At 62.3% G+C, this 24,663-nt stretch carries 23 protein-coding genes; 18 read left to right on the top strand and 5 right to left on the bottom strand.

The features are described from left to right. Positions 1–138 precede the first annotated feature (138 nt). Positions 139–1,488, top strand: a complete 1,350-nt coding sequence (locus tag PPL01S_RS06300; protein WP_028625118.1) for an NCS2 family permease — start codon at positions 139–141, stop codon at positions 1,486–1,488. A 184-nt stretch (positions 1,489–1,672) separates the two neighbouring features. On the opposite strand, the gene uraH is transcribed toward PPL01S_RS06300, so the two are convergent. Beyond that, positions 1,673–2,026 carry a hydroxyisourate hydrolase gene (uraH, locus tag PPL01S_RS06295; protein WP_016393758.1) on the bottom strand — a complete coding sequence of 118 codons (354 nt, stop codon included), beginning with the start codon at positions 2,024–2,026 and terminating at the stop codon, positions 1,673–1,675. A gap of 375 nt (positions 2,027–2,401) precedes the next feature. Here uraH and puuE point away from each other — a divergent pair, with 375 nt between their 5' ends. The 7 genes from puuE (at position 2,402) to PPL01S_RS06260 (ending at position 9,367) form a co-directional block, all read left to right on the top strand. Next, positions 2,402–3,328 carry an allantoinase PuuE gene (gene puuE / locus PPL01S_RS06290; RefSeq protein ID WP_008091642.1) on the top strand — a complete coding sequence of 309 codons (927 nt, stop codon included), beginning with the start codon at positions 2,402–2,404 and terminating at the stop codon, positions 3,326–3,328. Next, the gene (gene uraD, locus PPL01S_RS06285; RefSeq protein ID WP_016393760.1) at positions 3,328–3,843 is read left to right on the top strand and encodes a 2-oxo-4-hydroxy-4-carboxy-5-ureidoimidazoline decarboxylase; all 516 of its coding nucleotides are present in this window, start codon (positions 3,328–3,330) and stop codon (positions 3,841–3,843) included. The genes puuE and uraD overlap by 1 nt, the downstream gene beginning before the upstream one ends. A gap of 57 nt (positions 3,844–3,900) precedes the next feature. Next, the gene (locus PPL01S_RS06280; RefSeq protein WP_016393761.1) at positions 3,901–4,404 is read left to right on the top strand and encodes an ureidoglycolate lyase; all 504 of its coding nucleotides are present in this window, start codon (positions 3,901–3,903) and stop codon (positions 4,402–4,404) included. Between the two features lie 43 nt (positions 4,405–4,447). Further along, entirely contained in the window at positions 4,448–5,776 is a 1,329-nt protein-coding gene (locus PPL01S_RS06275) for a urate hydroxylase PuuD (RefSeq protein ID WP_016393762.1), read from the top strand. 171 nt (positions 5,777–5,947) lie between these two features. After that, positions 5,948–7,303 (top strand): nucleobase:cation symporter-2 family protein, encoded by a 1,356-nt coding sequence (locus PPL01S_RS06270; RefSeq protein WP_016393763.1) that lies wholly within the window; start codon positions 5,948–5,950, stop codon positions 7,301–7,303. A gap of 141 nt (positions 7,304–7,444) precedes the next feature. Then, positions 7,445–8,230 carry an outer membrane protein OmpK gene (locus PPL01S_RS06265; RefSeq protein ID WP_028625119.1) on the top strand — a complete coding sequence of 262 codons (786 nt, stop codon included), beginning with the start codon at positions 7,445–7,447 and terminating at the stop codon, positions 8,228–8,230. Between the two features lie 354 nt (positions 8,231–8,584). Next, positions 8,585–9,367, top strand: coding sequence for an outer membrane protein OmpK (locus PPL01S_RS06260; RefSeq protein WP_016393765.1), 783 nt, complete (start codon positions 8,585–8,587; stop codon positions 9,365–9,367). 65 nt (positions 9,368–9,432) lie between these two features. Here the strand turns inward: PPL01S_RS06260 and PPL01S_RS06255 are convergent, their stop codons facing one another. Continuing rightward, on the bottom strand, positions 9,433–9,747 hold the full coding sequence (locus tag PPL01S_RS06255; RefSeq protein ID WP_016393766.1) for a hypothetical protein: 315 nt from the start codon (positions 9,745–9,747) through the stop codon (positions 9,433–9,435). Positions 9,748–9,898: 151 nt separating this feature from the next. Between PPL01S_RS06255 and PPL01S_RS06250 the strand changes: the two genes are divergently transcribed. After that, positions 9,899–11,842, top strand: coding sequence for an LTA synthase family protein (locus tag PPL01S_RS06250; protein ID WP_028625120.1), 1,944 nt, complete (start codon positions 9,899–9,901; stop codon positions 11,840–11,842). Here PPL01S_RS06250 and PPL01S_RS06245 read toward each other — a convergent pair. Beyond that, positions 11,832–12,740: a DUF808 domain-containing protein gene (locus PPL01S_RS06245; protein WP_028625121.1), complete on the bottom strand. Its 909-nt coding sequence runs from the start codon at positions 12,738–12,740 to the stop codon at positions 11,832–11,834. The genes PPL01S_RS06250 and PPL01S_RS06245 overlap by 11 nt on opposite strands. A 132-nt stretch (positions 12,741–12,872) precedes the next feature. Here PPL01S_RS06245 and PPL01S_RS06240 point away from each other — a divergent pair, with 132 nt between their 5' ends. Then, a complete protein-coding gene (locus PPL01S_RS06240) occupies positions 12,873–13,484 on the top strand; it encodes a TetR/AcrR family transcriptional regulator (protein ID WP_016393769.1) in 612 nt (203 codons plus the stop codon). 47 nt (positions 13,485–13,531) lie between these two features. On the opposite strand, the gene PPL01S_RS06235 is transcribed toward PPL01S_RS06240, so the two are convergent. After that, positions 13,532–13,972, bottom strand: a complete 441-nt coding sequence (locus tag PPL01S_RS06235; RefSeq protein WP_016393770.1) for a GlcG/HbpS family heme-binding protein — start codon at positions 13,970–13,972, stop codon at positions 13,532–13,534. 257 nt (positions 13,973–14,229) lie between these two features. Between PPL01S_RS06235 and gcl the strand changes: the two genes are divergently transcribed. The 8 genes from gcl to PPL01S_RS06195 all read left to right on the top strand — a co-directional run bounded on the left by gcl (position 14,230) and on the right by PPL01S_RS06195 (position 23,651). Further along, positions 14,230–16,005 carry a glyoxylate carboligase gene (gcl, locus tag PPL01S_RS06230; protein WP_028625122.1) on the top strand — a complete coding sequence of 592 codons (1,776 nt, stop codon included), beginning with the start codon at positions 14,230–14,232 and terminating at the stop codon, positions 16,003–16,005. A gap of 52 nt (positions 16,006–16,057) precedes the next feature. Next, positions 16,058–16,840 carry a hydroxypyruvate isomerase gene (gene hyi, locus PPL01S_RS06225; RefSeq protein WP_016393772.1) on the top strand — a complete coding sequence of 261 codons (783 nt, stop codon included), beginning with the start codon at positions 16,058–16,060 and terminating at the stop codon, positions 16,838–16,840. Between the two features lie 49 nt (positions 16,841–16,889). Beyond that, entirely contained in the window at positions 16,890–17,780 is an 891-nt protein-coding gene (locus tag PPL01S_RS06220; RefSeq protein ID WP_016393773.1) for a 2-hydroxy-3-oxopropionate reductase, read from the top strand. A 157-nt stretch (positions 17,781–17,937) separates the two neighbouring features. After that, complete coding sequence (locus PPL01S_RS06215; protein WP_016393774.1) at positions 17,938–19,212, top strand: glycerate kinase type-2 family protein; 1,275 nt, start codon at positions 17,938–17,940, stop codon at positions 19,210–19,212. After that, positions 19,209–20,624: a pyruvate kinase gene (gene pyk, locus PPL01S_RS06210; RefSeq protein ID WP_016393775.1), complete on the top strand. Its 1,416-nt coding sequence runs from the start codon at positions 19,209–19,211 to the stop codon at positions 20,622–20,624. The genes PPL01S_RS06215 and pyk overlap by 4 nt, the downstream gene beginning before the upstream one ends. Before the next feature lie 192 nt (positions 20,625–20,816). Further along, on the top strand, positions 20,817–21,692 hold the full coding sequence (locus PPL01S_RS06205; protein WP_016393776.1) for an urea transporter: 876 nt from the start codon (positions 20,817–20,819) through the stop codon (positions 21,690–21,692). A 44-nt stretch (positions 21,693–21,736) separates the two neighbouring features. Further along, a complete protein-coding gene (locus PPL01S_RS06200; RefSeq protein ID WP_016393777.1) occupies positions 21,737–22,561 on the top strand; it encodes an ion transporter in 825 nt (274 codons plus the stop codon). 91 nt (positions 22,562–22,652) lie between these two features. Then, positions 22,653–23,651, top strand: a complete 999-nt coding sequence (locus PPL01S_RS06195) for a sulfate ABC transporter substrate-binding protein (protein ID WP_016393778.1) — start codon at positions 22,653–22,655, stop codon at positions 23,649–23,651. A gap of 55 nt (positions 23,652–23,706) precedes the next feature. Here the strand turns inward: PPL01S_RS06195 and PPL01S_RS06190 are convergent, their stop codons facing one another. Continuing rightward, positions 23,707–24,633, bottom strand: coding sequence for a class I SAM-dependent methyltransferase (locus PPL01S_RS06190; protein ID WP_016393779.1), 927 nt, complete (start codon positions 24,631–24,633; stop codon positions 23,707–23,709). Between the last annotated feature and the right edge of the window lie 30 nt (positions 24,634–24,663).

The following is a 24,663-nucleotide window of genomic DNA, read 5'->3' as shown; positions in this document are numbered from 1 at the left end:
GCATAATCCATCGGGCAACTTCTTGACCCGCTAGTCAACAAACGTGTCAGACGTCTGCCATCCCTCGCGGAGCCGCCAAGTGCAATGCGCAGGTCACCGGCTCCAAGAACAACAAGAAAGACTTGAGGAGTATCCGCTGTGGAAAGCAACAAATCCGACGCACCTACGCTGGATCTCGCTCCACCACTCGAAACGAGTTGGCTGGAACGGATTTTCAAACTCAAGCAACACGGCAGCACTGTCAGAACCGAGCTGATCGCCGGGGTGACCACCTTCATCACCATGGCCTACATCATCTTCGTCAACCCCAACATCATGGCCGATGCCGGCATCGATCACGGTGCGGCGTTCGTCGCCACCTGCATCGCGGCCGCACTCGGCTGCCTGCTGATGGGCCTCTACGCCAACTGGCCGGTGGGCCTGGCCCCGGGCATGGGCCTGAATGCCTTCTTCACCTACACCGTGGTCGGCACCATGGGCTACAACTGGGAAACGGCGCTGGGGGCGGTATTCGTCTCGGGCGTGCTGTTCATGTTCCTGACCTTGTCCCGGGTTCGCGAGTGGCTGCTCAACAGCATCCCGGTGAGCCTGCGACATGCCATGGGGGCCGGCGTCGGATTGTTTCTCGGACTGATCGGCCTGAAAACCGCAGGCATCATCGTCGACAGCCCGGCCACCCTGGTCAAGCTGGGCTCGCTGCACGAGCCCGGCCCGCTGCTGGCGGCCGTGTGCTTCCTGCTGATCGCCATCTTCAGCTACAAGCGTGTGTTCGGCGCGATCCTGATCAGCATCATCGGCGTCACCCTGGCCGGGTGGGGCCTGGGCCTGGTCAAGTTCGGCGGGGTGATGTCGATGCCGCCAAGCCTGGCTCCGACCTGGATGGCCATGGATGTGGCGGGCGTGGTCAACGTCAGCATGATCAGCGTGGTACTGGCCTTCCTCTTCGTGCACATGTTCGACACCGCCGGCACGCTGATGGGCGTTGCCCAGCGGGCCAACCTGGTAGCACCTGACGGACGCATCGAGAACCTGTCCAGAGCGCTGAAGGCCGACAGTGCTTCCAGCGTGTTCGGCGCCGTGGTCGGCGTGCCGCCCGTGACCAGCTACGTGGAAAGTGCCGCAGGTGTGGCAGCGGGTGGCCGTACCGGGCTGACTGCCGTGGTGGTCGGCCTGCTGTTCATCGCCGCGATGTTCTTCGCCCCGCTGGCCGGGATGATTCCGGCTTATGCGACTGCCGGTGCGCTTATCTACGTGGCCATGCTGATGATGGGCAGCATGGCGCATATCAACTGGGACGAAGCCACCGACAGCATTCCGGCGATCGTCACGGTGATCATGATGCCACTGACGTTCTCGGTGGCCGATGGTATCGCCCTGGGCTTCATCAGCTATGTGGCGCTGAAGGCCGGGACCGGCAAGTTCAAGGACATCTCGGCCAGCCTGTGGGTACTGTGCGCGATCTTCATTGCCAAGTTCGTGTTCCTCTGACTGCCGATAGCTTGGCTGTAGATTTTTAGTGTTATCGAGATCGAGCGCCGCCCGCGCGGCGCTCGATTTCATGCCCACCGCAACACTCACGGCGTACATGCTGCGTCACTTTCCAGCAGACGAAAAAAAGCCCGCCAGTGTGAGAGCGGGCCAAAGGACCTACGAAGATTCTTCTAGCGACCAACTAGCTTCCGCGATAGGTCGAATAGCTGTACGGCGAGATCAGCAGCGGTACGTGGTAGTGCTCCTGCTTCTCGTCGATGCCAAAGCGCAGCACGACAACATCAAGAAACGCCGTCTCCGGCAGCTGTACGCCGCGAGCACGGTAATAGGCGCCAGCGCTGAACTGCAGCTGATAGACGCCAGTACGGTAGTCGTCACCCTGCAGCAGTGGCGCGTCGACGCGGCCATCACTGTTGGTCAGGGCAGTGTTCACCAGCTCCAGTTGCTGGCCTTCGACGCGATACAGCTCAACCTTGATCGAGCTGCCTGGGCAGCCGTGAGCGGCGTCCAGTACGTGTGTGGTCAAACGTCCCATTGCTTGTCGCCTCTTGTTCAATCTGTGGGCAAAAAATACACAGCCATCGCCACGGCAAAGCGCCTGCGATGGGCGGGAATGACGTTATTAAGACATTTCATCAGCAAATTGTACACAATTTTTTAAACCCATCTGTCACACCCCTGCGCGCAATGCTTTTTGTCGCAAATTCAAGGCCTGCGCAGACCCCCATGGTAATTGCTGACCAACTGGGCAGGTTTCTTGCAATACATTCTCATGCGACAAAAGGGAAGAAATGCGGAAAAACAGGCTTACAAAAGATTTCAGAAGTTGTATACAATCAGCCCATCCGGTGGTGCGACATCCCGACGCGGCCCGCCCACCCCGCACTAACACACAAGAAGGAAGACTGCAGTGAGCGCTGACTACCCTCGCGACCTGATCGGTTACGGCAACAACCCTCCTCACCCGCAATGGCCGGGCAACGCTCGCATCGCGCTGTCGTTCGTCCTCAATTACGAAGAAGGCGGCGAGCGCAACATCCTGCACGGTGACAAAGAGTCCGAAGCCTTCCTGTCCGAGATGGTCGCTGCCCAGCCGCTGCAGGGCCAGCGCAACATGAGCATGGAATCGCTCTACGAATACGGCAGCCGCGCCGGTGTCTGGCGCCTGCTCAAGCTGTTCAAGGACAGCGGCGTGCCGCTGACCGTGTTCGCCGTGGCCATGGCCGCCCAGCGCCACCCGGACGTGATCCGCGCGATGGTCGAGGCCGGCCACGAGATCTGCAGCCACGGCTACCGCTGGATCGACTACCAGAACATGGACGAGGCCCAGGAGCGCGAGCACATGCTCGAAGCCATCCGCATCCTCACCGAACTGACCGGCGAGCGCCCGCTGGGCTGGTACACCGGTCGCACCGGCCCGAACACCCGTCGCCTGGTGATGGAAGAAGGCAACTTCCTGTATGACAGCGACACCTACGACGACGACCTGCCCTACTGGGAACCGAACAACCCCACCGGCAAACCGCACCTGGTGATCCCCTACACCCTGGACACCAACGACATGCGCTTTACCCAGGTCCAGGGCTTCAACTGCGGCGAGCAGTTCTTCCAGTACCTCAAGGACGCCTTCGACGTGCTCTACGCCGAAGGTGCCGAGGCACCGAAAATGCTCTCCATCGGCCTGCACTGCCGCCTGGTCGGCCGCCCGGCGCGCCTGGCCGCGCTCAAGCGCTTCGTCGACTACGCCAAGAGCCACGACCAGGTCTGGTTCGCCCGTCGCGTGGACATCGCCCGCCACTGGCACACCACCCACCCGTACAAGAAAGAGAACGCCTGATGACCGCCTTCAAGACCCTCAAGCCATCCACCCTGGACCGTGACGCCTTCGTCAAGGTCTTCGCCGATATCTACGAGCACTCGCCGTGGGTCGCCGAAAAAGCCTATGACCTGGGCCAACTGGGTGAACTGGACGAGATCGAGGCGCTGCACCAGCGCATGAGCGACATCCTGCTCAGCGCCAACCACGCAGACCAGCTGGCACTGATCAACGCTCACCCGGACCTGGCAGGCAAGGCCGCGATCCAGGGCGAGCTGACCGAATCGAGCACCAACGAGCAGGCCGGCGCCGGTATCCACCAGTGCACCGCCGAAGAGTTCGCCCGTTTCACCGAACTGAACGACGCCTACAAGGCCAAGTTCCAGTTCCCGTTCATCATGGCGGTCAAGGGCAGCAACCGGCACCAGATCCTCGCCTCCTTCGAAAAACGCATCCACAACGACGCCGATGCCGAATTCAAGGAAGCCCTGGCGCAGATCAACCTGATCGCCCTGTTCCGTCTGCTGCAGCTGTAAAAGCCGTCGCGACGTAAGAGCCTTATCCAGAACAACGAACATAGAAGAGATAACCGCATGCGCACCCTGATGATCGAGCCCCTGACCAAAGAAGCCTTCGCCCCCTTCGGAGACGTGATCGAAACCGATGGCAGCGACCACTTCATGATCAACAACGGCTCGACCATGCGCTTTCACAAGCTCGCCACGGTCGAGACCGCCGAGCCTGAAGACAACGCCATCATCAGCATCTTCCGCGCCGACGCGCAGGACATGCCGTTGACCGTGCGCATGCTGGAACGCCATCCGCTGGGCAGCCAGGCTTTCATTCCGCTGCTCGGCAACCCCTTTCTGATCGTGGTCGCGCCAGTTGGCGATGCACCTGTATCAGGCTTGGTCCGAGCCTTCCGCAGTAACGGCAGGCAGGGCGTCAATTACCATCGCGGCGTTTGGCACCATCCGGTGCTTACGATCGAAAAGCGGGATGATTTCCTGGTGGTTGATCGCAGTGGTTCCGGCAACAACTGCGATGAGCATTACTTCACCGAGGAACAGATGCTGATCCTCAATCCCCACCAATAAGAAAAGGTCGATCATCTTCAGGTGATCGGCAGAGGTACATACTGTGGAAGCACACCTTCACGAATGGCTGAACCTGAGCATTCGCTGGGTTCACATGATCACCGGTGTCGCCTGGATCGGTGCATCGTTCTACTTCGTCTGGCTGGAGAACCACCTGAACCGAAGCAACCCGCGCGATGGGTTGTCGGGTGATCTCTGGGCGATTCACGGCGGTGGTATCTACCACCTGGAGAAATACAAACTCGCACCCCCGAAAATGCCCGAGAACCTGCACTGGTTCAAATGGGAAGCCTACTTCACCTGGATGTCCGGTATCGCCCTGCTGTGCGTGGTGTTCTACTGGAACCCGAGCCTGTACCTGCTGGCACCCGGCAGCACCCTGAGCGGTGCCGAAGGCGTGGCCATCGGTATCGGTTCGCTGGTCGCCGGCTGGTTCATCTACGACTTCCTGTGCGACTCGCCGCTGGGCAAGCACCCTGCCCTGCTCGGTGCCGTGCTGTTCGTCCTGATCATCGCTGCCTGCTTCGGCTTCAGCCTGGTGTTCAGCGGCCGTGGTGCGTACCTGCACACCGGCGCGATCATCGGCACCATCATGGTCGGCAACGTGTTCCGCATCATCATGCCGGCCCAGCGCCAGCTGGTGGCGGCGATCGAGAACAACCAGACCCCGGACCCGGTACTGCCGGCCAAGGGCCTGCTGCGCTCGCGTCACAACAACTACTTCACCCTGCCGGTGCTGTTCATCATGATCAGCAACCACTTCCCGAGCACCTACGGTAGCCAGTACAACTGGCTGATCCTGGCCGGTATCGCAGTAGCCGCGGTTCTGATCCGCCACTACTTCAACACCCGCCACGACAGCAACAAGTACGCCTGGACCCTCCCGGTCGGCGCTCTGGCGATGATCTGCCTGGCCTACGTCACCGGTCCTAAACCGATGGCTGTTGCGCCTGAGCAGGCTGCGGCGAAGGTCGAGTACCAACCACTGCCGGCAACTGCAGTCGGTGGCAAGACCGCTGCCGAGCAGCGTGCCGAAGACGCCGCCAAGGCCGCCGAAGCGCCAGCCGCACCGGCCCAAGCCCCGGCCCAGGCGACCGCCCAGGCTGCCGGTGGCGACTTCGACAAGATCCACAAAGTCATCCAGGAACGCTGCAGCGTGTGCCACTCGTCGAAACCGACCAGCCCACTGTTCAGCGCTGCCCCTGCCGGCGTGATGTTCGACACCCCGCAGCAGATCCAGGCCCAGGCCGCGCGCATTCAGGCGCAAGCGGTTGCCAGCCAGATCATGCCGCTGGGCAACATCACCCAGATGACCACCGAAGAGCGCAAGCTGGTCGGTGACTGGATCGCCAAAGGCGCGCAGGTCAACTGATACACCTCTCCCGCAGGGCGTCCGCGCGCCCTGGCGGGAGCGGCCTTGCGCCGCGAATGGGCCGGCACTGCCGGCCCAAGTTACGAGAAACACGCAACAAGCAAGCATCGAGCGCACGGGCCCTGGCCTGGCGCTTGGATCCGAGAATAAAAACAAAACTCGAGGTGCTGCATGTCCGAGTCACGCAAGGCGTACATTCCAGTGGCGCCGCCGCGACAGCCCCTGCCCCTGTTCCAACTGATCCTGGTGGGCCTGCAACATGTCCTGCTGATGTATGGAGGCGCGATCGCCGTGCCTTTGATCATCGGTCAGGCTGCCGGATTGTCCCGTGAAGAAGTCGCTTTCCTGATCAACGCCGACCTGCTGGTCGCCGGCGTCGCCACCATCATCCAGTCGTTCGGTATCGGCCCGGTAGGGATCCGCATGCCAGTGATGATGGGCGCCAGTTTTGCTGCCGTCGGCAGCATGGTGGCCATGGCCGGCATGCCTGGCGTAGGCCTGCAGGGGATCTTCGGCGCGACCATCGCCGCCGGGTTCTTCGGCATGATCATCGCGCCGTTCATGTCCAAGGTGGTGCGCTTCTTCCCACCGCTGGTCACCGGTACCGTCATCACTTCGATCGGCCTGTCGCTGTTCCCGGTCGCCGTCAACTGGGCAGGTGGCGGTCATGAGGCAGAAGCCTTCGGCTCGCCGATCTACCTGATGGTGGCCGGCCTGGTGCTGGCGGTGATCCTGCTGATCAACCGCTTCATGCGCGGCTTCTGGGTCAACGTCTCGGTGTTGGTGGGCATGGGCCTGGGTTACATCCTGGCCGGCTCCATCGGCATGGTCGACCTGTCCGGCCTGAACGAGGCGCCGTGGCTGCAAGTGGTGACCCCACTGCACTTCGGCATGCCGACCTTCAGCCTGGCACCGATCCTGTCGATGTGCCTGGTGGTGGTGATCATCTTCGTCGAGTCCACGGGCATGTTCCTCGCCCTGGGCAAGGTGACCGACCGTGAAGTCACGCCTGGCATGCTGCGTCGCGGCCTGCTGTGCGATGCCGGCGCGTCCTTCGTCGCCGGTTTCTTCAACACCTTCACCCACTCCTCGTTCGCCCAGAACATCGGCCTGGTGCAGATGACCGGGGTGCGCTGCCGCTATGTCACCGTGGTCGCCGGCGCGCTGCTGATCCTGCTCAGCTTGCTGCCCAAGGCGGCCTTCCTGATCGCCTCGATCCCGCCTGCGGTACTGGGCGGCGCGTCCATCGCCATGTTCGGCATGGTCACCGCCACCGGGATCAAGATCCTCCAGGAAGCCGACATCGGTGACCGTCGCAACCAGCTGCTGGTTGCAGTCAGCGTCGGCTTTGGCCTGATCCCCGTGGTCCGGCCGGAGTTCTTCGCGCAGATGCCGCAGTGGATGGAACCCATCACCCACAGCGGTATCGCCATGGCCACGGTCAGTGCCCTGGTGTTGAACGTGCTGTTCAACATCCTCGGTGGTGCCGACCGCGCCGCGCACAACGACGCCTGTCACCAGCATTGAGCCAGACGGGGCGGCAGCGATTGCCGCCCCTGCTCATATCCGCAGTAACCGCTTCACCGTCGGCCCGCCGGAATGGGCCGCTCGGGGCGCCTGCGCGCCAAAAAAACCGCCAACAAAAACAATAAGTCCGGGAATCACAACATGAAGTGCATCGCATCAAGCCTGTTGCTGGGCAGCAGCCTGCTGGCCACCCTCCCCGCCCATGCAGGCGAATGGCTGCTGTGGCATGGCGAAAGCCTGACCTATCTGTACGGCAAGGACTTTCAGGTCAACCCCGACATCCAGCAGACCATCACCTTCGAACACGCCAACAAATGGAAGTACGGCGACACGTTCATGTTCGTCGACAAGACCTTCTACAACGGCAAGCCTGACCGCAACAAAAGCGTGACCACCTACTACGGTGAGTTCAGCCCGCGCCTGTCGTTCGGCAAGATCCTCGATCAGAAGCTGTCCTTCGGCCCGATCAAGGACGTGCTGCTGGCCATGACCTACGAAAGCGGCGAAGGCGACAACGAGGCCTACCTGATCGGCCCCGGCTTCGACCTGGACATTCCCGGCTTCAACTACTTCACCCTCAATTTCTATGTACGCAATACCGAAGGCAGCAGGCCTGGCGACGATGTCTGGCAGATTACCCCGGGCTGGTCGTACACCGTCCCGGTGGGCAAATCCGACATTCTGATCGACGGTTACATGGACTGGGTGCCCGACAACGACGAAACCCGCCGCGGCACCTACCACGCCAACCTACACATCAACCCGCAGGTCAAGTATGACCTGGGCAAGGCCCTGAACCTGGGCGCCAAACAGCTCTACGTCGGCTTCGAGTACAGCTACTGGAAGGACAAGTACGGCATCGACAGCCGTGGCAATCTGCAAAGCAACGAAAGCGTGGCCAGTGCACTGATCAAGGTGCATTTCTGATAACCTGACCGAACGCACAAGTTTGTAACACTGTGCTTCAGGAAGGAGCACTTGAGGCAAGGCGCGCAAGCCAGTAATCTGCGCGCCCCCTCGATCGGGGCAGGACGGATCCTGCCTGCGTTTACTGACCGCTCAGTCAATGAGTTCGGGCGGTTGGCCAACGTGTTGCCAGCCTGAAATACCCATTTTCATCCGTTCAGAACGAGTCGAGCAGGACCGCTGTAGCCAACCCGGAAAAGTTGGCCCAGCTCTTGCCAAACAGCTGTGGCCTATCGAAAAAAGCTGACTCAAAAGACAAAAACAGCGCCTGTACGAGCGCTGACAACAGATCAAAACAAGGGAGCGACTCTCGCAATGCGTACCATCAACAGCCTGATTCTCGCGGGCGGCCTGCTGGCCTGCGGCACCACCTTCGCCGGCGACCTGCTGCAGTGGCAGAACAACAGCCTGACCTACCTGTGGGGCAAGAACTTCAAGGTCAACCCGGAAATCCAGCAAACGGTCACCTTCGAGCACGCCGACGGCTGGAAGTACGGCGACAACTTCTTCTTCGTCGACAAGATCTTCTACAACGGCAAAAAGGACTTCAACAACGGCGACAACACCTACTACGGTGAATTCAGCCCGCGCCTGTCGTTCGGCAAGATCTTCGACCAGAAGCTGGAATTCGGCCCGGTCAAGGACGTGCTGCTGGCCATGACCTACGAGTTCGGCGAGGGTGACACCGAGTCTTACCTGATCGGCCCGGGCTTCGACCTGGCCATCCCGGGCTTCGACTACTTCCAGCTGAACTTCTACCAGCGCACCACCGACGGCAGCCGACCGGGTGACAACGTCTGGCAGATCACCCCGGTGTGGTCCTACACCCTCCCTGTGGGCTCGTCCGACATCCTCATCGACGGCTACATGGACTGGGTGGTCGACAACGACGTGAACAGCCGCGGCGAATACCACGCCAACCTGCACTTCAACCCGCAGGTCAAGTACGACCTGGGCAAGGCGTTGCACCTGGGCGCGAAGCAGCTGTACGTCGGTTTCGAATACGACTACTGGAAAGACAAGTACGGGATCAAGGATTCCGACGGGTTCACCACCGACCAGAACACCGCAAGCTTCCTGGTCAAAGTGCACTTCTAAGCGGCTGAATCGTGACAGCGTCGTGCAGCAGCGACGCTGTCACCGACTATCGTGTAAGGCATAACTTACAACTGCCTAGGAAAAAGCTTACTCAGCAAGTAAGTTGCCTTTGAAGTCAAAATAATCGACACCGGCAAGACGATACCCAGTATCAACAACGTCATCTCCACCTGGGTATGCTCAAGTACTCGCAAGATATCCAGCACCAGCATCACCGAACTGATCGTCAGCGCCAGACCAAACATCGCGCAACACCGGTACAACGCCAGTACGTCGAGCCCTCGCAGCAGAATGAAACACCCCAGGGCTGCCCAGGCCAGGACCGTGAGCAGATAAAGCGCCAGGTGGTAGGCATCGTAAGTCAGTACGCCGCCAAACATGATTCAGACCTCCCATTCAGAAAGTGTTAATAATTTACGACTATAATTCTTACTTGCCATGTACGCACTGCGAAATTTTGACAGATTTTTTCGCACACTTTCTTTTAAACTGCCGGGCTTCAAAAGTTAAAAAGAACATCGGACCAACACTATGCGTACATCCATTGCCGCCCCTTGGCGGTATCTGCTACTTGTCTGCTCACTCTGGCTCGGGGTTTTCCTGCTGACACGGATCGTCCTGCTAGTCACCCATCTGGACGAAGTGAATGGCAACTACTTCTCGTTATTCTTCACCGGCGCCATTTACGACCTCAGCTTCCTGATCTATGCGGCCCTGCCGCTGGGTCTTTATGCAGCCTTGTGCCCTGCCGCCTTGTGGCGTTCGCGCCTGCATCGCCGGCTGTTGAGCGTGCTGCTGGTGGTGAGTCTGTTCATCATGCTGTTCGTCGCCGTGGCCGAATGGCTGTTCTGGGACGAGTTCGGCGTACGCTTCAACTTCATTGCCGTCGACTACCTGGTGTACTCCAAGGAAGTGCTGGACAACATCCGCGAATCCTACCCACTGCCCACCCTGCTCAGCGCCATCGCAGTGACCGCGACCGTGCTTGCCCTGTTGCTGCGCAAGCCGCTGGCCAAGGCGTTGGCCGCCCCCTCTGCAACGCCGCGTCAGCGCCTGTCGGGTGTCGCCCTGCTGGCTGCTCTGGTCGGCCTGAACACGCTGGTGATCGATCAAGAGTTCCCGCGCGGAGAAGGTGGCAATGCCTACCAGCGCGAGCTGGGCAGCAATGGTCCATACCAGTTCTTCGCCGCCTTCCGCAACAATGAGCTGGACTACACCCAGTTCTATGCGAGCCTCGACGCCGCCGATGTCGGCGTACAGATGCACAAGGAACTGGCCGAACCGCGCGTGCAGCTCGCCGGCAGCGACCCGCAGGACATTCGCCGCCAGGTCGTCGCCGACGGCCCGCAGCGCACACCGAACATCATCCTGGTAACCATCGAAAGCCTCAGCGCCAAGTACATGGGCAGCAACGGCGACGCGCGCAACCTCACGCCAAACCTGGATGCACTGCGCCGTGAAAGCCTGTATTTCAACAACTTCTACGCCACCGGCACCCGTACCGACCGCGGCCTGGAAGCTATCACTCTATCGATTCCGCCCACCCCGGGACGCTCGATCGTGAAGCGCATCGGCCGCGAAAGCGGTTATGCCAGCCTTGGCCAGCAATTGAAGGCGGTGGGCTACGATGCCGTGTTCGTCTATGGTGGCCGCGGCTATTTTGACAACATGAACGCGTTCTTCAGCGGTAACGGTTACCGCATCGTCGACCAGAGCAGCGTCGATGAAAGCGAAATCAGCTTCAAGAATGCCTGGGGCATGGCCGACGAGGACCTGTACCGGCAGACCCTGAAACTGGCCGATGCCGACCATGCCAAGCAGCAGCCGTTCTTGCTGCAACTGATGACTACGTCCAACCACCGTCCCTATACCTACCCTGATGGACGTATCGACATTCCTTCCGGCGAAGGCCGTGAAGGCGCCGTGAAGTACACCGACCACGCCATCGCCCAGTTCCTCGAGGAAGCCAAGGGCAAGCCCTGGTTCGACAACACGCTGTTCATCTTCGTCGCCGACCACACCGCGGGCAGTGCCGGCGTGGAAGACCTGCCAGTGAACAACTACCAGATCCCGCTGTGGATCTACGCACCAAAGCTGGTCAAGGCACGCGAGGTGGACAGGCTGGCCAGCCAGATCGACCTGGCGCCTACCCTGCTGGGCTTGTTGAACCTGGACTACACCTCGACCTTCTTTGGCCGGGACTTGCTCAAGGAAGACGACTTGCCACCCCGGGTACTGATCGGCAACTACCAGCACCTGGGCCTGTTCGATGGCCAGGACCTGGCCATTCTCAGCCCGCGTGGCGGCATGCGCGTGCATCAGGATGCACTGGGCAACAGCCGCGAGATCACGGTGAACCATGACAACCCGCTGGTACGCCGGGCAATCGCCTACTACCAGAGCGCAGCCTACGGCTTCAGCCAGGGCCTGCTGAGCTGGAAACCGGCCGACAGCGATGTGGTCGTCAGCCCCTGACCGCACGCCACAGCTTGGACACGGCACTGACCACAGCCAATACCACGGCCCCGGCCAGCACACCGGCAACGCCGTTGAGCAACGCACCGGTCAGTGCGCCACCGCGCCCCACGCTGAACGCCTCGATGGCGTGATGCAGGGGCGCGATGCCATGCACCAGAATCCCGCCGCCCACCAGGAACATCGCCGCGGTGCCGATCACCGACAGGCTTTTCATCATGTACGGCGCGGCACGCAGGATGCCGTTGCCTACCGCCTGGGCAACCTTCGAGGCCTTCTGGGTCATCCACATGCCCAGGTCATCGAGCTTGACGATGCCACCCACCAGTCCATAGACGCCGACGGTCATGACAATGGCGATGCCCGACAGCACGATGATCTGCTGGCTCAGCGGCGCATCCGCCACAGTGCCCAGGGTAATGGCGATGATCTCCGCCGACAGGATGAAGTCGGTACGCACCGCCCCTTTGATCTTGGTCTTCTCGAACGCCACCAGGTCGACGTTCGGATCGGCCATGGCCTCGGCCCGCGCATTGTGCTCGAGCGCATCTTCCTGCTTGCTGTGCAGGAACTTGTGCGCCAGCTTCTCGAACCCTTCGAAGCACAGGTAGGCGCCGCCGATCATCAGCAGCGGCGTCACCGCCCACGGGATGAATGCGCTGATCAGCAGCGCCGCCGGCACCAGGATCGCCTTGTTGATGAACGACCCCTTGGCCACCGCCCAGACCACCGGGATCTCGCGCTCGGCGCGCACCCCCGTGACCTGCTGGGCATTGAGCGCCAGGTCATCGCCCAGCACGCCCGCGGTCTTCTTCGCCGCGACCTTGGTCATCAGCGAGACGTCGTCGAGTACCGTGGCGATGTCGTCGAGAAGTACCAGTAGACTGCTGCCTGCCATGATTGTGGGTTTCCGTTGAAATGAATGGGCCGGAGTCTAGCCGAAAGTCGCTGCCTTGAGCGCCTGTCGAAGCCGGTGCTAACATGGCCGGTCACTCTTAGAGGTGGCCAGACACGAGGAAGACCCCCGACCATGAGCACCATTCGCGAGCGCAACAAGGAACTGATCCTGCGCGCGGCCAGCGAGGAATTCGCCGACAAGGGCTTCGCGGCCACCAAGACCAGCGATATCGCGGCCAAGGCCGGCCTGCCCAAGCCGAACGTGTACTACTACTTCAAGTCCAAGGACAACCTCTACCGCGAGGTCCTGGAGAGCATCATCGCGCCGATCATGCAGGCGTCGACGCCGTTCAATGCCGACGGTGACCCAAAGGAAGTGCTGAGTGCCTACATCCGTTCGAAGATCCGCATCTCGCGCGACCTGCCGCATGCCTCGAAGGTGTTCGCCAGCGAGATCATGCACGGCGCGCCGCACCTGTCGCCGAGCCAGGTCGAGCAGCTGAACGATCAGGCTCACCACAACATCGAATGCATCAAGCGCTGGATCGAGCGTGGGCAGATCGCCAATGTCGACCCACACCACTTGATGTTCAGTATCTGGGCGGCGACCCAGACCTATGCCGATTTCGATTGGCAGATCTCGGTCATCACCGGCAAGGCCAAGCTGGCCGACAGTGATTATGAAGCGGCGGCGCAGACCATCATTCGCCTGGTGCTCAAGGGATGTGAGCCTGAGGCCGCCTGACAGGGCCAATGGGGCTGCTTTGCAGCCCCATCGCCGGCAAGAGGGATTTAGGCAGCCACCCCAGCATCCGCCTTCAACCCCACCTCCTCGATCGCACTGATCGCGCACTGCTCGTCGATATCCGACGTATCGCCGCTGATCCCCACCGAGCCCAGCACCTTGCCGTCCTGATCACGAATCAGCACGCCGCCCGGCGCCGGCACCACCGGCCGCTCCCCCAACCCGTTCAACGCCGCAAAAAACGCCGGCCGTTGCTGCGCATCCAGCGCCAGCAGGCGCGAGCCCTTGCCCAGGGCGATCGCACCCCAGGCCTTGCCCGTGGCCACTTCCGGGCGAATCAGGCTGGCCCCGTCTTCGCGCTGCAGCGCCAACAGGTGCCCACCGGCATCCAGCACCGCCACCGTCAAAGGTGCGGCATCGATCTTGCGGCCCGCCGCCAGCGCGGCGTTGACCAGGCTGACAGCGACTTTCAGGTTCAAAGCGTTCATGGAAAGGTCCTCTTCTTGTTGTCAGAAGCCCTGAGGGCAGGTGAAAAACCGATAAGGCAATAGAACACAACTGAATGTATTTTTGTATACAATAAATTGAAACGATCGTATGCGAGACCGCAAACAGCCGTTTTCATGGGCGCTCGAACGAAAGCGCCCTCCTCCGACGAAAACCCGTTGACCTGAGCCGCCAGCCATGAATACACTCTGGCACAAAGCAAGTTGTATACAATTACAAAATCGATGAGGCACAAACCATGAGCAAAATGAGAGCAATCGATGCAGCCGTTCTGGTCATGCGCCGTGAAGGTGTAGATACCGCATTCGGCATCCCGGGGGCTGCCATCAACCCGTTGTATTCGGCCCTGAAGAAAGTGGGTGGCATCGATCACGTCCTCGCTCGTCACGTCGAAGGCGCCTCGCACATGGCCGAGGGTTACACCCGCGCCAACCCGGGCAACATCGGCGTGTGCATCGGTACTTCCGGCCCAGCCGGCACCGACATGGTCACCGGCCTGTACAGTGCGTCGGCCGACTCCATTCCAATTCTCTGCATCACCGGCCAGGCTCCGCGTGCTCGCCTGCACAAGGAAGACTTCCAGGCCGTCGACATCACCAGCATCGTCAAGCCGGTCACCAAGTGGGCCACCACCGTTCTGGAACCAGGCCAGGTGCCTTACGCCTTCCAGAAGGCCTTCTATGAAATGCGTACCGGCCGCCCAGGCCCTGTGCTGATCGACCTGCCGTTCGACGTGCAGATGGCCGAGATCGAATTCGACATCGACGCCTACGAGCCGCTGGCCGTCAACAAGCCGTCCGCTACCCGCGTACAAGCCGAAAAAGCCCTGGCCCTGCTCAATGACGCCGAGCGCCCACTGCTGGTAGCCGGTGGCGGCATCATCAACGCCGACGCCAGCGACAAGCTGGTCGAGTTCGCCGAACTGACCGGCGTGCCGATGGTCCCGACCCTGATGGGCTGGGGCACCATCCCGGACGACCACGAACTGATGGTCGGCATGGTCGGCCTGCAGACGTCGCACCGCTACGGCAACGCCACGATGCTGAAGTCGGACTTGGTGTTCGGTATCGGCAACCGCTGGGCCAACCGCCACACCGGTTCCGTCGACGTCTACACCGAAGGCCGCAAGTTCGTGCACGTCGACATCGAACCGACCCAGATCGGCCGTGTGTTCACCCCGGACCTGGGCATCGTTTCCGATGCCGGCAAGGCCCTGGACGTATTCCTCGAAGTGGCCCGCGAGTGGAAAGCCGCTGGCAAGCTCAAGTGCCGCAAGGCCTGGCTGGAAGACTGCCAGCAGCGCAAGGCCACCCTGCAGCGCAAGACCCACTTCGACAACGTGCCGGTCAAGCCGCAGCGCGTGTACGAAGAGATGAACCAGGTGTTCGGCAAGGACACCTGCTACGTCAGCACCATCGGCCTGTCGCAGATCGCCGGCGCGCAGTTCCTGCACGTGTACAAGCCACGTCACTGGATCAACTGCGGCCAGGCCGGCCCGCTGGGCTGGACCATCCCTGCCGCGCTGGGTGTGGTCAAGGCCGACCCGAAACGCAAGGTTGTGGCGCTGTCGGGTGACTACGACTTCCAGTTCATGATCGAAGAGCTGGCGGTGGGTGCGCAGTTCAACCTGCCATACGTCCACGTGCTGGTGAACAACGCCTACCTGGGCCTGATTCGCCAGGCACAGCGTGGCTTCGACATGGATTACTGTGTACAACTGGCGTTCGAGAACATCAACTCCACCGACGCCGCCACCTACGGTGTCGACCACGTGGCCGTGGTCGAAGGCCTGGGTTGCAAGGCCATTCGCGTGTTCGAGCCGAACGACATCGCCCCTGCCCTGCTCAAGGCGCAGAAGATGGCCGAAGAGTTCCGCGTACCGGTGGTGGTCGAAGTGATTCTCGAGCGTGTGACCAACATTTCCATGGGCACCGAGATCAACGCGGTCAACGAGTTCGAAGACCTGGCCCTGGTCGGCAACGACGCGCCAACCGCCATCTCGCTGCTCGACTGATCGCCTGACGCCCCCGGGCTGCCCGGGGGCCTTCAACGCAAGGAGACAACTCATGCCTCGCTTCGCTGCCAACCTGTCCATGCTGTTCACCGAACAGGACTTCCTGGCCCGCTTCAAGGCTGCAGCCGACGCCGGTTTCAGCGGTGTCGAATACCTCTTCCCGTATGATTTCAGCGCCGCCGAAATCAAACAGCAGCTCGATGCCCATGGCCTGACCCAGGTGCTGTTCAACCTGCCGGCTGGCGACTGGTCGAAAGGTGAACGCGGCATTACCTGCCACCCTGACCGCATCGAAGAGTTCCGCGCCGGTGTCGACAAGGCCATCGAGTACGCCAAGGTGCTGGGCAACACCCAGGTCAACGCCCTGGCCGGCATTCGTCCACAAGGCCCGGACTGCGCCAGCGTGCGCAAGACCTTCGTCGAGAACCTGCGCTACGCCGCCGACAAGCTCAAGGCCGCCGGTATTCGCCTGGTCATGGAAATGATCAATACCCGCGACATCCCGGGTTTCTACCTGAACACCACCAAGCAGGCCCTGGAAATCCAGGCCGAGGTGGGCAGCGACAACCTGTTCCTGCAATACGACATCTATCACATGCAGATCATGGAAGGTGACCTGGCTCGCACCATGGAAACCAACCTGCAACTGATCAACCACATCCAGCTGGCCGACAACCCGGGCCGCAACGAACCAGGCACCGGCGAGATCAACTATCGCTTCCTGTTCGAACACCTGGACCGCATCGGTTACCAGGGCTGGGTGGGCGCGGAATACAAGCCGCTGACCACCACTGAAGCAGGCCTGGGCTGGCTGAAGACCCATAACGCGATCTGAATCACCGCGCCTTCGGGCCCGCGAACAAATATAAAAGAGGTAATTTCTCATGGCTAAAATCGGATTCCTCGGCACTGGCATCATGGGCAAGCCCATGGCTCAGAACCTGCAGAAAGCAGGTCACAGCATCTTCGTTTCCACCCACCACGATGCTGCCCCGGCCGACCTGGTCACCGCTGGCGCCGTGGCCCTGGCCAACCCGAAAGAGGTTGCCCAGGAAGCCGAATTCATCATCGTCATGGTCCCGGACACCCCGCAGGTGGAAAGCGTCCTGTTCGGTGAAAACGGCGTCGCCGAAGGCGTCGGTCCGAACAAGGTGGTGATCGACATGAGCTCGATCTCGCCGACCGCCACCAAGGCCTTCGCCGAGAAGATCAAGGCCACTGGCGCCGCCTACCTGGACGCCCCGGTGTCCGGCGGTGAAGTCGGCGCCAAGGCCGCGACCCTGAGCATCATGGTCGGTGGCTGCCCGAAAGCTTTCGAGCGCACCCTGCCGCTGTTCGAAGCCATGGGCAAGAACATCACCCGCGTCGGCGGCAACGGCGACGGCCAGACCGCCAAGGTGGCCAACCAGATCATCGTTGCCCTGAACATCCAGGCCGTTGCCGAAGCCCTGCTGTTCGCCGCCAAGAACGGCGCGGACCCAGCCAAGGTGCGTGAAGCACTGATGGGCGGCTTCGCTTCGTCGAAGATCCTCGAAGTGCACGCCGAGCGCATGATCAAAGGCACCTTCGACCCAGGTTTCCGCATCAACCTGCACCAGAAAGACCTGAACCTGGCCCTGCAAGGCGCCAAGGAGCTGGGCATCAACCTGCCCAACACCTCCAACGCCCAGCAAGTGTTCAACACCTGCCAGGCCCTGGGCGGCGGCAACTGGGACCACTCGGCGCTGATCAAAGGGCTGGAGCACATGGCCAACTTCTCGATCCGCGACCTGTAGGAGCGAGCGCAGCTCGCGATGCAGCACACGCTGGCTGACCTGCGACCACAGATCAGTCAGTGACACCGAGCAACACCCGCCCCTGGTTCGGCCTGCACGGAGGCAGTTCCAGGGGCGTTTTCGATTTTGAGAACAACAAGAATTCTGGGAGCCTGCCATGTCGGTCGATCCGCAAAAACTTCTCCGCGAGCTGTTCGACACAGCCATCGCCGCCGCCCACCCGCGCCAAGTCCTCGAACCCTACCTGCCCGCCGACCGTAGCGGCCGGGTCATCGTCATCGGTGCCGGCAAGGCCGCCGCCGCCATGGCCGAAGTGGTCGAGAAAAGCTGGCAGGGCGAAGTCTCCGGGCTGGTCGTGACCCGCTACGGCCACGGCGCCAACTGCCAGAAGATCGAGGTGGTCGAAGCCGCCCACCCGGTCCCCGACGCTGCCGGCCTGGCCGTGGCCAAGCGCGTGCTGGAACTGGTCAGCAACCTCAATGAAGACGACCGCGTCATCTTCCTGCTCTCCGGCGGCGGTTCCGCCCTGCTGGCCCTGCCCGCCGAAGGCCTGACCCTGGCCGACAAGCAGCAGATCAACAAGGCCCTGCTCAAGTCCGGCGCCACCATCGGTGAGATGAACTGCGTGCGCAAGCACCTCTCGGCGATCAAGGGCGGCCGCCTGGCCAAGGCCTGCTGGCCAGCCACTGTCTACACCTATGCCATTTCCGATGTGCCCGGCGACCTGGCCACGGTCATCGCCTCCGGCCCCACCGTGGCCGACCCGAGCACCTCGGCCGATGCCCTGGCGATCCTCAAGCGCTACAACATCGAAGCACCCAAGGCCGTCATCGACTGGCTGAACAACCCCGCCTCGGAAACCGTCAAGGCCGACGACCCGGCGCTGGCCCGCAGCCACTTCCAGCTGATCGCCAAGCCCCAGCAGTCGCTCGAGGCCGCCGCCGTCAAGGCCCGCCAGGCCGGCTTCAGCCCGCTGATCCTCGGCGACCTGGAAGGCGAATCGCGCGAAGTGGCCAAGGTGCATGCCGGTATCACCCGGCAGATCGTCCTGCACGGCCAGCCGCTCAAGGCCCCCTGCGTGATCCTCTCCGGCGGCGAGACCACCGTGACCGTGCGCGGCAATGGCCGTGGCGGGCGCAACGCCGAGTTCCTGCTCAGCCTGACCGAAAGCCTCAAAGGCCTGCCGGGCGTGTACGCCCTGGCCGGTGACACCGACGGTATCGATGGCTCGGAAGAAAACGCCGGTGCCTTCATGACCCCGGCCAGCTACGCCCGCGCCGAGGCCCTCGGCCTGTCAGCCAGCGACGAGTTGGACAACAACAACGGCTACGGCTACTTCGCCGCGCTGGATGCGCTGATCGTCACCGAACCGACCCGCACCAACGTCAACGACTTCCGCGCCATCCTGATCCTCGAGACTGCCCAATCATGACGCCTGATAAAAAAGTAAAGATCCTCGCCACCCTCGGCCCTGCGATCAAAGGCAAAGACGACATCCGCCAGCTGGTCGAAGCCGGGGTGAACATCTTCCGCCTCAACTTCAGCCACGGCGAACACGCCGACCACGCCCTGCGCTACCAGTGGATCCGCGAAGTCGAGCAGCAGCTCAACTACCCGCTGGGCATCCTCATGGACCTGCAGGGCCCGAAACTGCGTGTGGGTCGCTTTGCCGAAGGCAAGGTCCAGCTGCAGCGCGGCCAGGCCCTGCGCCTGGACCTGGACAAGACCCCGGGCGACAGCCGCCGGGTCAACCTGCCGCACCCGGAAATCATCACCGCGCTGGAGCCGGGCATGGACCTGCTGCTGGACGACGGCAAGCTGCGCCTGCGGGTCACCGCCAAGCACAGTGACGCCATCGACACCGAAGTGCTGGCCGGCGGTGAGCTGTCCGACCGCAAGGGTGTCAACGTGCCGCAAGCGGTGCTCGACCTCTCCCCGCTCACCGAGAAAGACCGTCGCGACCTGGCCTTCGGCCTGGAACTGGGCGTGGACTGGGTAGCGCTTTCGTTCGTGCAGCGCCCGGAAGACATCCTTGAGGCTCGCCAGCTGATCGGCGACCGCGCCTACCTGATGGCCAAGATCGAGAAACCGTCGGCGGTCGAGCAACTGCAGGCCATCGCCGAGCTGGCCGACGCGATCATGGTCGCCCGTGGCGACCTGGGCGTGGAAGTGCCGGCCGAGAGCGTGCCGCAGATCCAGAAGCGCATCATCGACACCTGCCGCCAACTGGGCAAACCGGTGGTGGTGGCCACGCAGATGCTCGAATCCATGCGCTTCTCGCCGGCGCCGACCCGCGCCGAAGTCACCGACGTGGCCAATGCCGTGGCCGAAGGCACGGACGCGGTGATGCTGTCGGCCGAGACCGCCTCGGGCGACTACCCGCTGGAAGCGGTGCAGATGATGAGCAAGATCATCCGCCAGGTGGAGAACGGCCCGGATTACCAGGCTCAGCTCGACGTGGGCCGGCCGAAGGCCGAGGCGACCGTGTCGGACGCCATCAGCTGCGCGATCCGCCGTATCAGCGGCATCCTGCCGGTGGCGGTGCTGGTCAACTACAGCGAGTCGGGGACCTCGACGCTGCGGGCGGCGCGCGAACGGCCGCGGGCACCGATCCTCAACCTGACGCCGAACCTGAAGACCGCACGCCGCCTGAGCGTGGCCTGGGGCGTGCACTCGGTGGTCAACGACCGCCTGCGCCAGGTGGACGAGGTGGTTTCCACTGCACTGGAAATTGCCCAGGCGCAGGGCATGGCCAGCCGTGGCGATACGCTGCTGATTACCGCCGGTGTGCCTTTTGGCAAGCCGGGTTCGACTAATACGCTGCGGATCGAGACCTTGGTCTGAAATCCCTGGGGGCGCTTTGCGCCCCAATCGCCGGCAAGCCGGCTCCCACAGCGTTCTCTGCTGCTTCTGCAAGCACTGCTGTACCTGTGGGAGCTGGCTTGCCAGCGATTGGAGGGCGAAGCCCTCCCCTTCACGCGGAAAACCGAGGCCCAAAGAGGCCCACCGCTCTTCCCTCAACCTTACCGACTGCCCATGTACACCAAGAATTTCGTCAACCCGTGCCCCGACTGGGCCACGGCCTTGCTCAACGGCTTCAGCCAGGTGCTGCTGCTGCGCAATCCCCTGTGCGGCCTGTGCTGCCTGCTGGCCATCCTGCTGACCGCCCCCAACCTGGTCGGCGGCGCCCTGCTCGGTGCCCTTGCAGGCCTGCTCACGGCACAACGCCGGGGCTACGACCGCGCCGACCGCCAGGCGGGGCTGTACTGTTACAACGGCGTGCTGATCGGCATCCTGATCAGCGCCGTGCTGCCCTGGTCGGCCATCCTGCCACCGCTGATCATCGCCGCCGGCGGCCTGTCCAGCATCATCACCCACCAGTGGCGCAAGCGCGGTGGCAAGCTGCTGATCGCCTACACGGCGCCCTTCGTGCTGCTCGGCTGGGCCACGCTGCTGATCGCCACGCCTGCGCCCGGCGGCTTCGTCGAAGCCGACCCGCTGCATGCACTGGCGCGGGGCGTGGGGCAGATCTTCCTGCTCGACCAGCCACTGGCCGGCCTGCTGATCATCGCCGGGATGTTCATCGCCAACCCCTATGCGGCCATGTGGGCCGTGATCGCCTCGGCCATCGGCGGCGGCGTGGCGCTGCTCGCCGACCAGGCCCAGGCGGCCTGGCTGGGCCTGTACGGTTTCAACGCGGCCTTGGCGGCGCTGGCCTTCAGCCGGCAGGGCGAACGCCCCTGGGTGACTCTGCTGGCAATTGCCCTGGCCCTGCTGCTGCAGCCCCTGTTCAAGCTGCTGCCAGTGGCCGGGCTGACCGCACCCTTCGTCGTCGCCTGCTGGCTCATGCACCTGGGCAACCACCTGACACAGCACAACCTGCGCGGCAACACCCGCCGCTTGCACAGCTGAAAGCCAGCCCCTAGGCTCAGCCCATCACTCAATGGAACGAGCTCATGAACAACCCTGCGAGCCTGCGCGAGCGGCTCTACGTCATCGTCTTCCAGACCGACACCGTGGCTGGAAGACGCTTCGACAAGATCCTTTTGCTGATCATTCTCGCCAGCCTGGTCACGGTCATTCTCGACAGCATCGACGAGGTGCACAGGGGCTACGCAGGGTTGCTGGCGGGCATCGAATGGGGCTTCACGGCCATCTTCCTGGTCGAATACCTGGCGCGCCTGTATTGCTCGCCCAAGCCCCTGCGCTATGCCTTCAGCTTCTACGGCCTGGTGGATCTGCTGGCGATCGTGCCGGGGATCATCGCCCTGTACTACAGCGACGCCCAGTACCTGCTGATCATCCGGGTGATCCGGATGCTGCGGATATTCCGCGTGCTCAAGCTCAGCCCGTACCTCAAGCAGGCGCACTACCTGATGGAGGCGCTGCGTGGCAGCAAGCAGAAGATCATCGTGTTCCTGGTCAGCGTGTCGACCCTGGTCACCGTGTTCGGCACCTTGATGTACGTGATCGAAGGCCCGGAGCATGGCTTCACCAGTATCCCCAAGGGCATCTACTGGGCCATCGTCACTCTGACCACCGTAGGCTTCGGCGACATCGTGCCGAAGACGCCGCTGGGCCAGGTGCTGTCGTCATTGGTGATGATCACCGGTTACTCGATCATCGCCGTACCCACCGGGATTTTCACCGCTGAACTGGCCAACGCCATGCGTGGCGAACAGCTGCAGCACGACTGCCCGACCTGCCGCAAGAACAGCCACGAACACGGTGCGGCTTTCTGCTCGCGTTGTGGCAATGCGCTGTTCCCGAAAACCAAATAAGCAAAGAACCATTGGGTCTTTAATCGCTCCGGAACGAAACGCTATAGTCGCTGGCAATTTGCCAAACACTTGAACAACAAGGAAAGCCTCAGTGAAAAAACTGTTCACCGCCTCGCTGCTCGTCGCAGGCATGGCCCTCGGCAACCTCGCCCAGGCTGCCCCTACCCTGCTCAACGTTTCGTATGACGTGATGCGCGACTTCTACAAGGACTACAACTCGGCATTCCAGAAGCACTGGGAAGCCGAGCACAAGGAGAAGGTCAATGTGCAGATGTCCTTCGGCGGTTCGAGCAAACAGGCGCGCGCAGTGATCGATGGCCTGCCGGCCGATGTCATCACCATGAACATGGCTACCGACATCAACGCCCTGGCCGACAACGGCAAGCTGGTGCCGGACAACTGGGTGACCCGCCTGCCGAACAACAGCGCTCCGTTCACCTCGGCCACCGTGTTCATCGTGCGCAAGGGCAACCCGAAAGCGCTGAAGGACTGGCCGGACCTGCTCAAGGATGGCGTGCAGGTGATCGTGCCCAACCCCAAGACCTCGGGTAACGGTCGCTACACCTACCTGTCGGCCTGGGGCTATGTGCTCAAGCAGGGTGGCGACGAAACCAAGGCCCGCGACTTCGTCGGCAAGCTGTTCAAGCAGGCGCCGGTGCTCGATACCGGCGGCCGCGCCGCTACCACCACGTTCATGACCAACCAGATCGGCGATGTACTGGTGACCTTCGAGAACGAAGCCGAAATGATCGCTCGCGAGTTCGGTCGCGACCAGTTCGAGGTGGTCTACCCGAGCGTGTCGGCCGAGGCCGAGCCGCCGGTGAGCGTGGTCGACAAGGTGGTGGCCAAGAAAGGCACCCAGGCCGTGGCCGAAGAGTACCTGAAGTACCTGTGGTCGCCAGAGGCCCAGGAAATTGCCGCGCAGAACTACCTGCGCCCACGTGATGCGACGGTACTGGCCAAGTACACCGACCGCTTCCCGAAAGTGGACTTCCTGTCGGTGGAGAAGACCTTTGGTGACTGGCGCACCGTGCAGAAGACCCACTTCAACGACGGTGGCGTGTTCGACCAGATCTACACCAATCAGTAATTGAGCTGGCCCCATCGCCGGCAGCTTGCCGGCGATAAGGCCAGTAAAAACAACATCAACCTTGGCGGAATACCAACGCCTTCAAGCCCCCCGCCGGATCCGCATCAGGAAACTCTGGCGGGTTCTCCAGCCGCTCGACAAAGCTTAGCGACGGCGCCTGTTCGGCCATGCCCTCGATCAGAAATTCCGGCCCGATCCCTGGATCGTTCACGCACGCCAGCACGGTGCCACCTTCACTCAGCAGCTCCGGCAATCGCCGCAGGATCTTGGCGTAGTCCTGGGTCAGCACGAAACTGCCCTTCTGGAACGTCGGCGGGTCGATGATGATCAGGTCATACGGCCCGTACTTGCGCACCTTGCCCCATGACTTGAACAGTTCATGGCCCAGGTAAGCCACCCGCGACGCATCGTGGCCGTTGAGCCGGTGGTTCTCACGCCCCCGTGAAAGCGCCGACTTGGCCATATCCAGGTTGACCACCTGCTCGGCACCGCCGGCTATCGCCGCCACCGAGAAGCCGCAGGTATAGGCGAACAGGTTGAGCACGCGCTTGCCCGCGGCCTGCTCGCGCACCCAGCGGCGGCCGTGACGCATGTCGAGGAACAGGCCATTGTTCTGCCGCACGCCGAGGTCGAGCAGATAGCTCAGACCGTCCTCGATCACTTCCCGTTGCTGGCACGGCTCGCCCCACACCCACTGGCCTGGGCTGTCGGGCAGGTAGCGGTGCTGGATCAGCATGGCTTGGCCAACCCATTGCGGCTGCGCCGCCAGGTGGCCGAGCATGGCCTCGAGCTCCGCCAGCTGGCCTTGTGGCGGTTCGCGGAACAGCGCCACCGAGAGCACACCCTGCAGCCAATCGACCGTCACCTGCTCCAACCCCGGCCAGCAGCGGCCGCGACCATGGAACAGGCGGCGGGTTTCCTGCGGGGCGGGGTCGAGGGCGGTGAGCAGGTGCTGTTCGAGGGTCTGGATCGGCGAAGTCATGGCGGGTCGCAAGCAAGTGAAAGACGGGCA

This window comes from Pseudomonas plecoglossicida NBRC 103162 = DSM 15088 (assembly GCF_000730665.1).
GTDB lineage: Bacteria > Pseudomonadota > Gammaproteobacteria > Pseudomonadales > Pseudomonadaceae > Aquipseudomonas > Aquipseudomonas plecoglossicida.
Note: the sequence above shows the minus strand (reverse complement) of the source record. Positions and strands in the feature narration are given on the sequence as shown.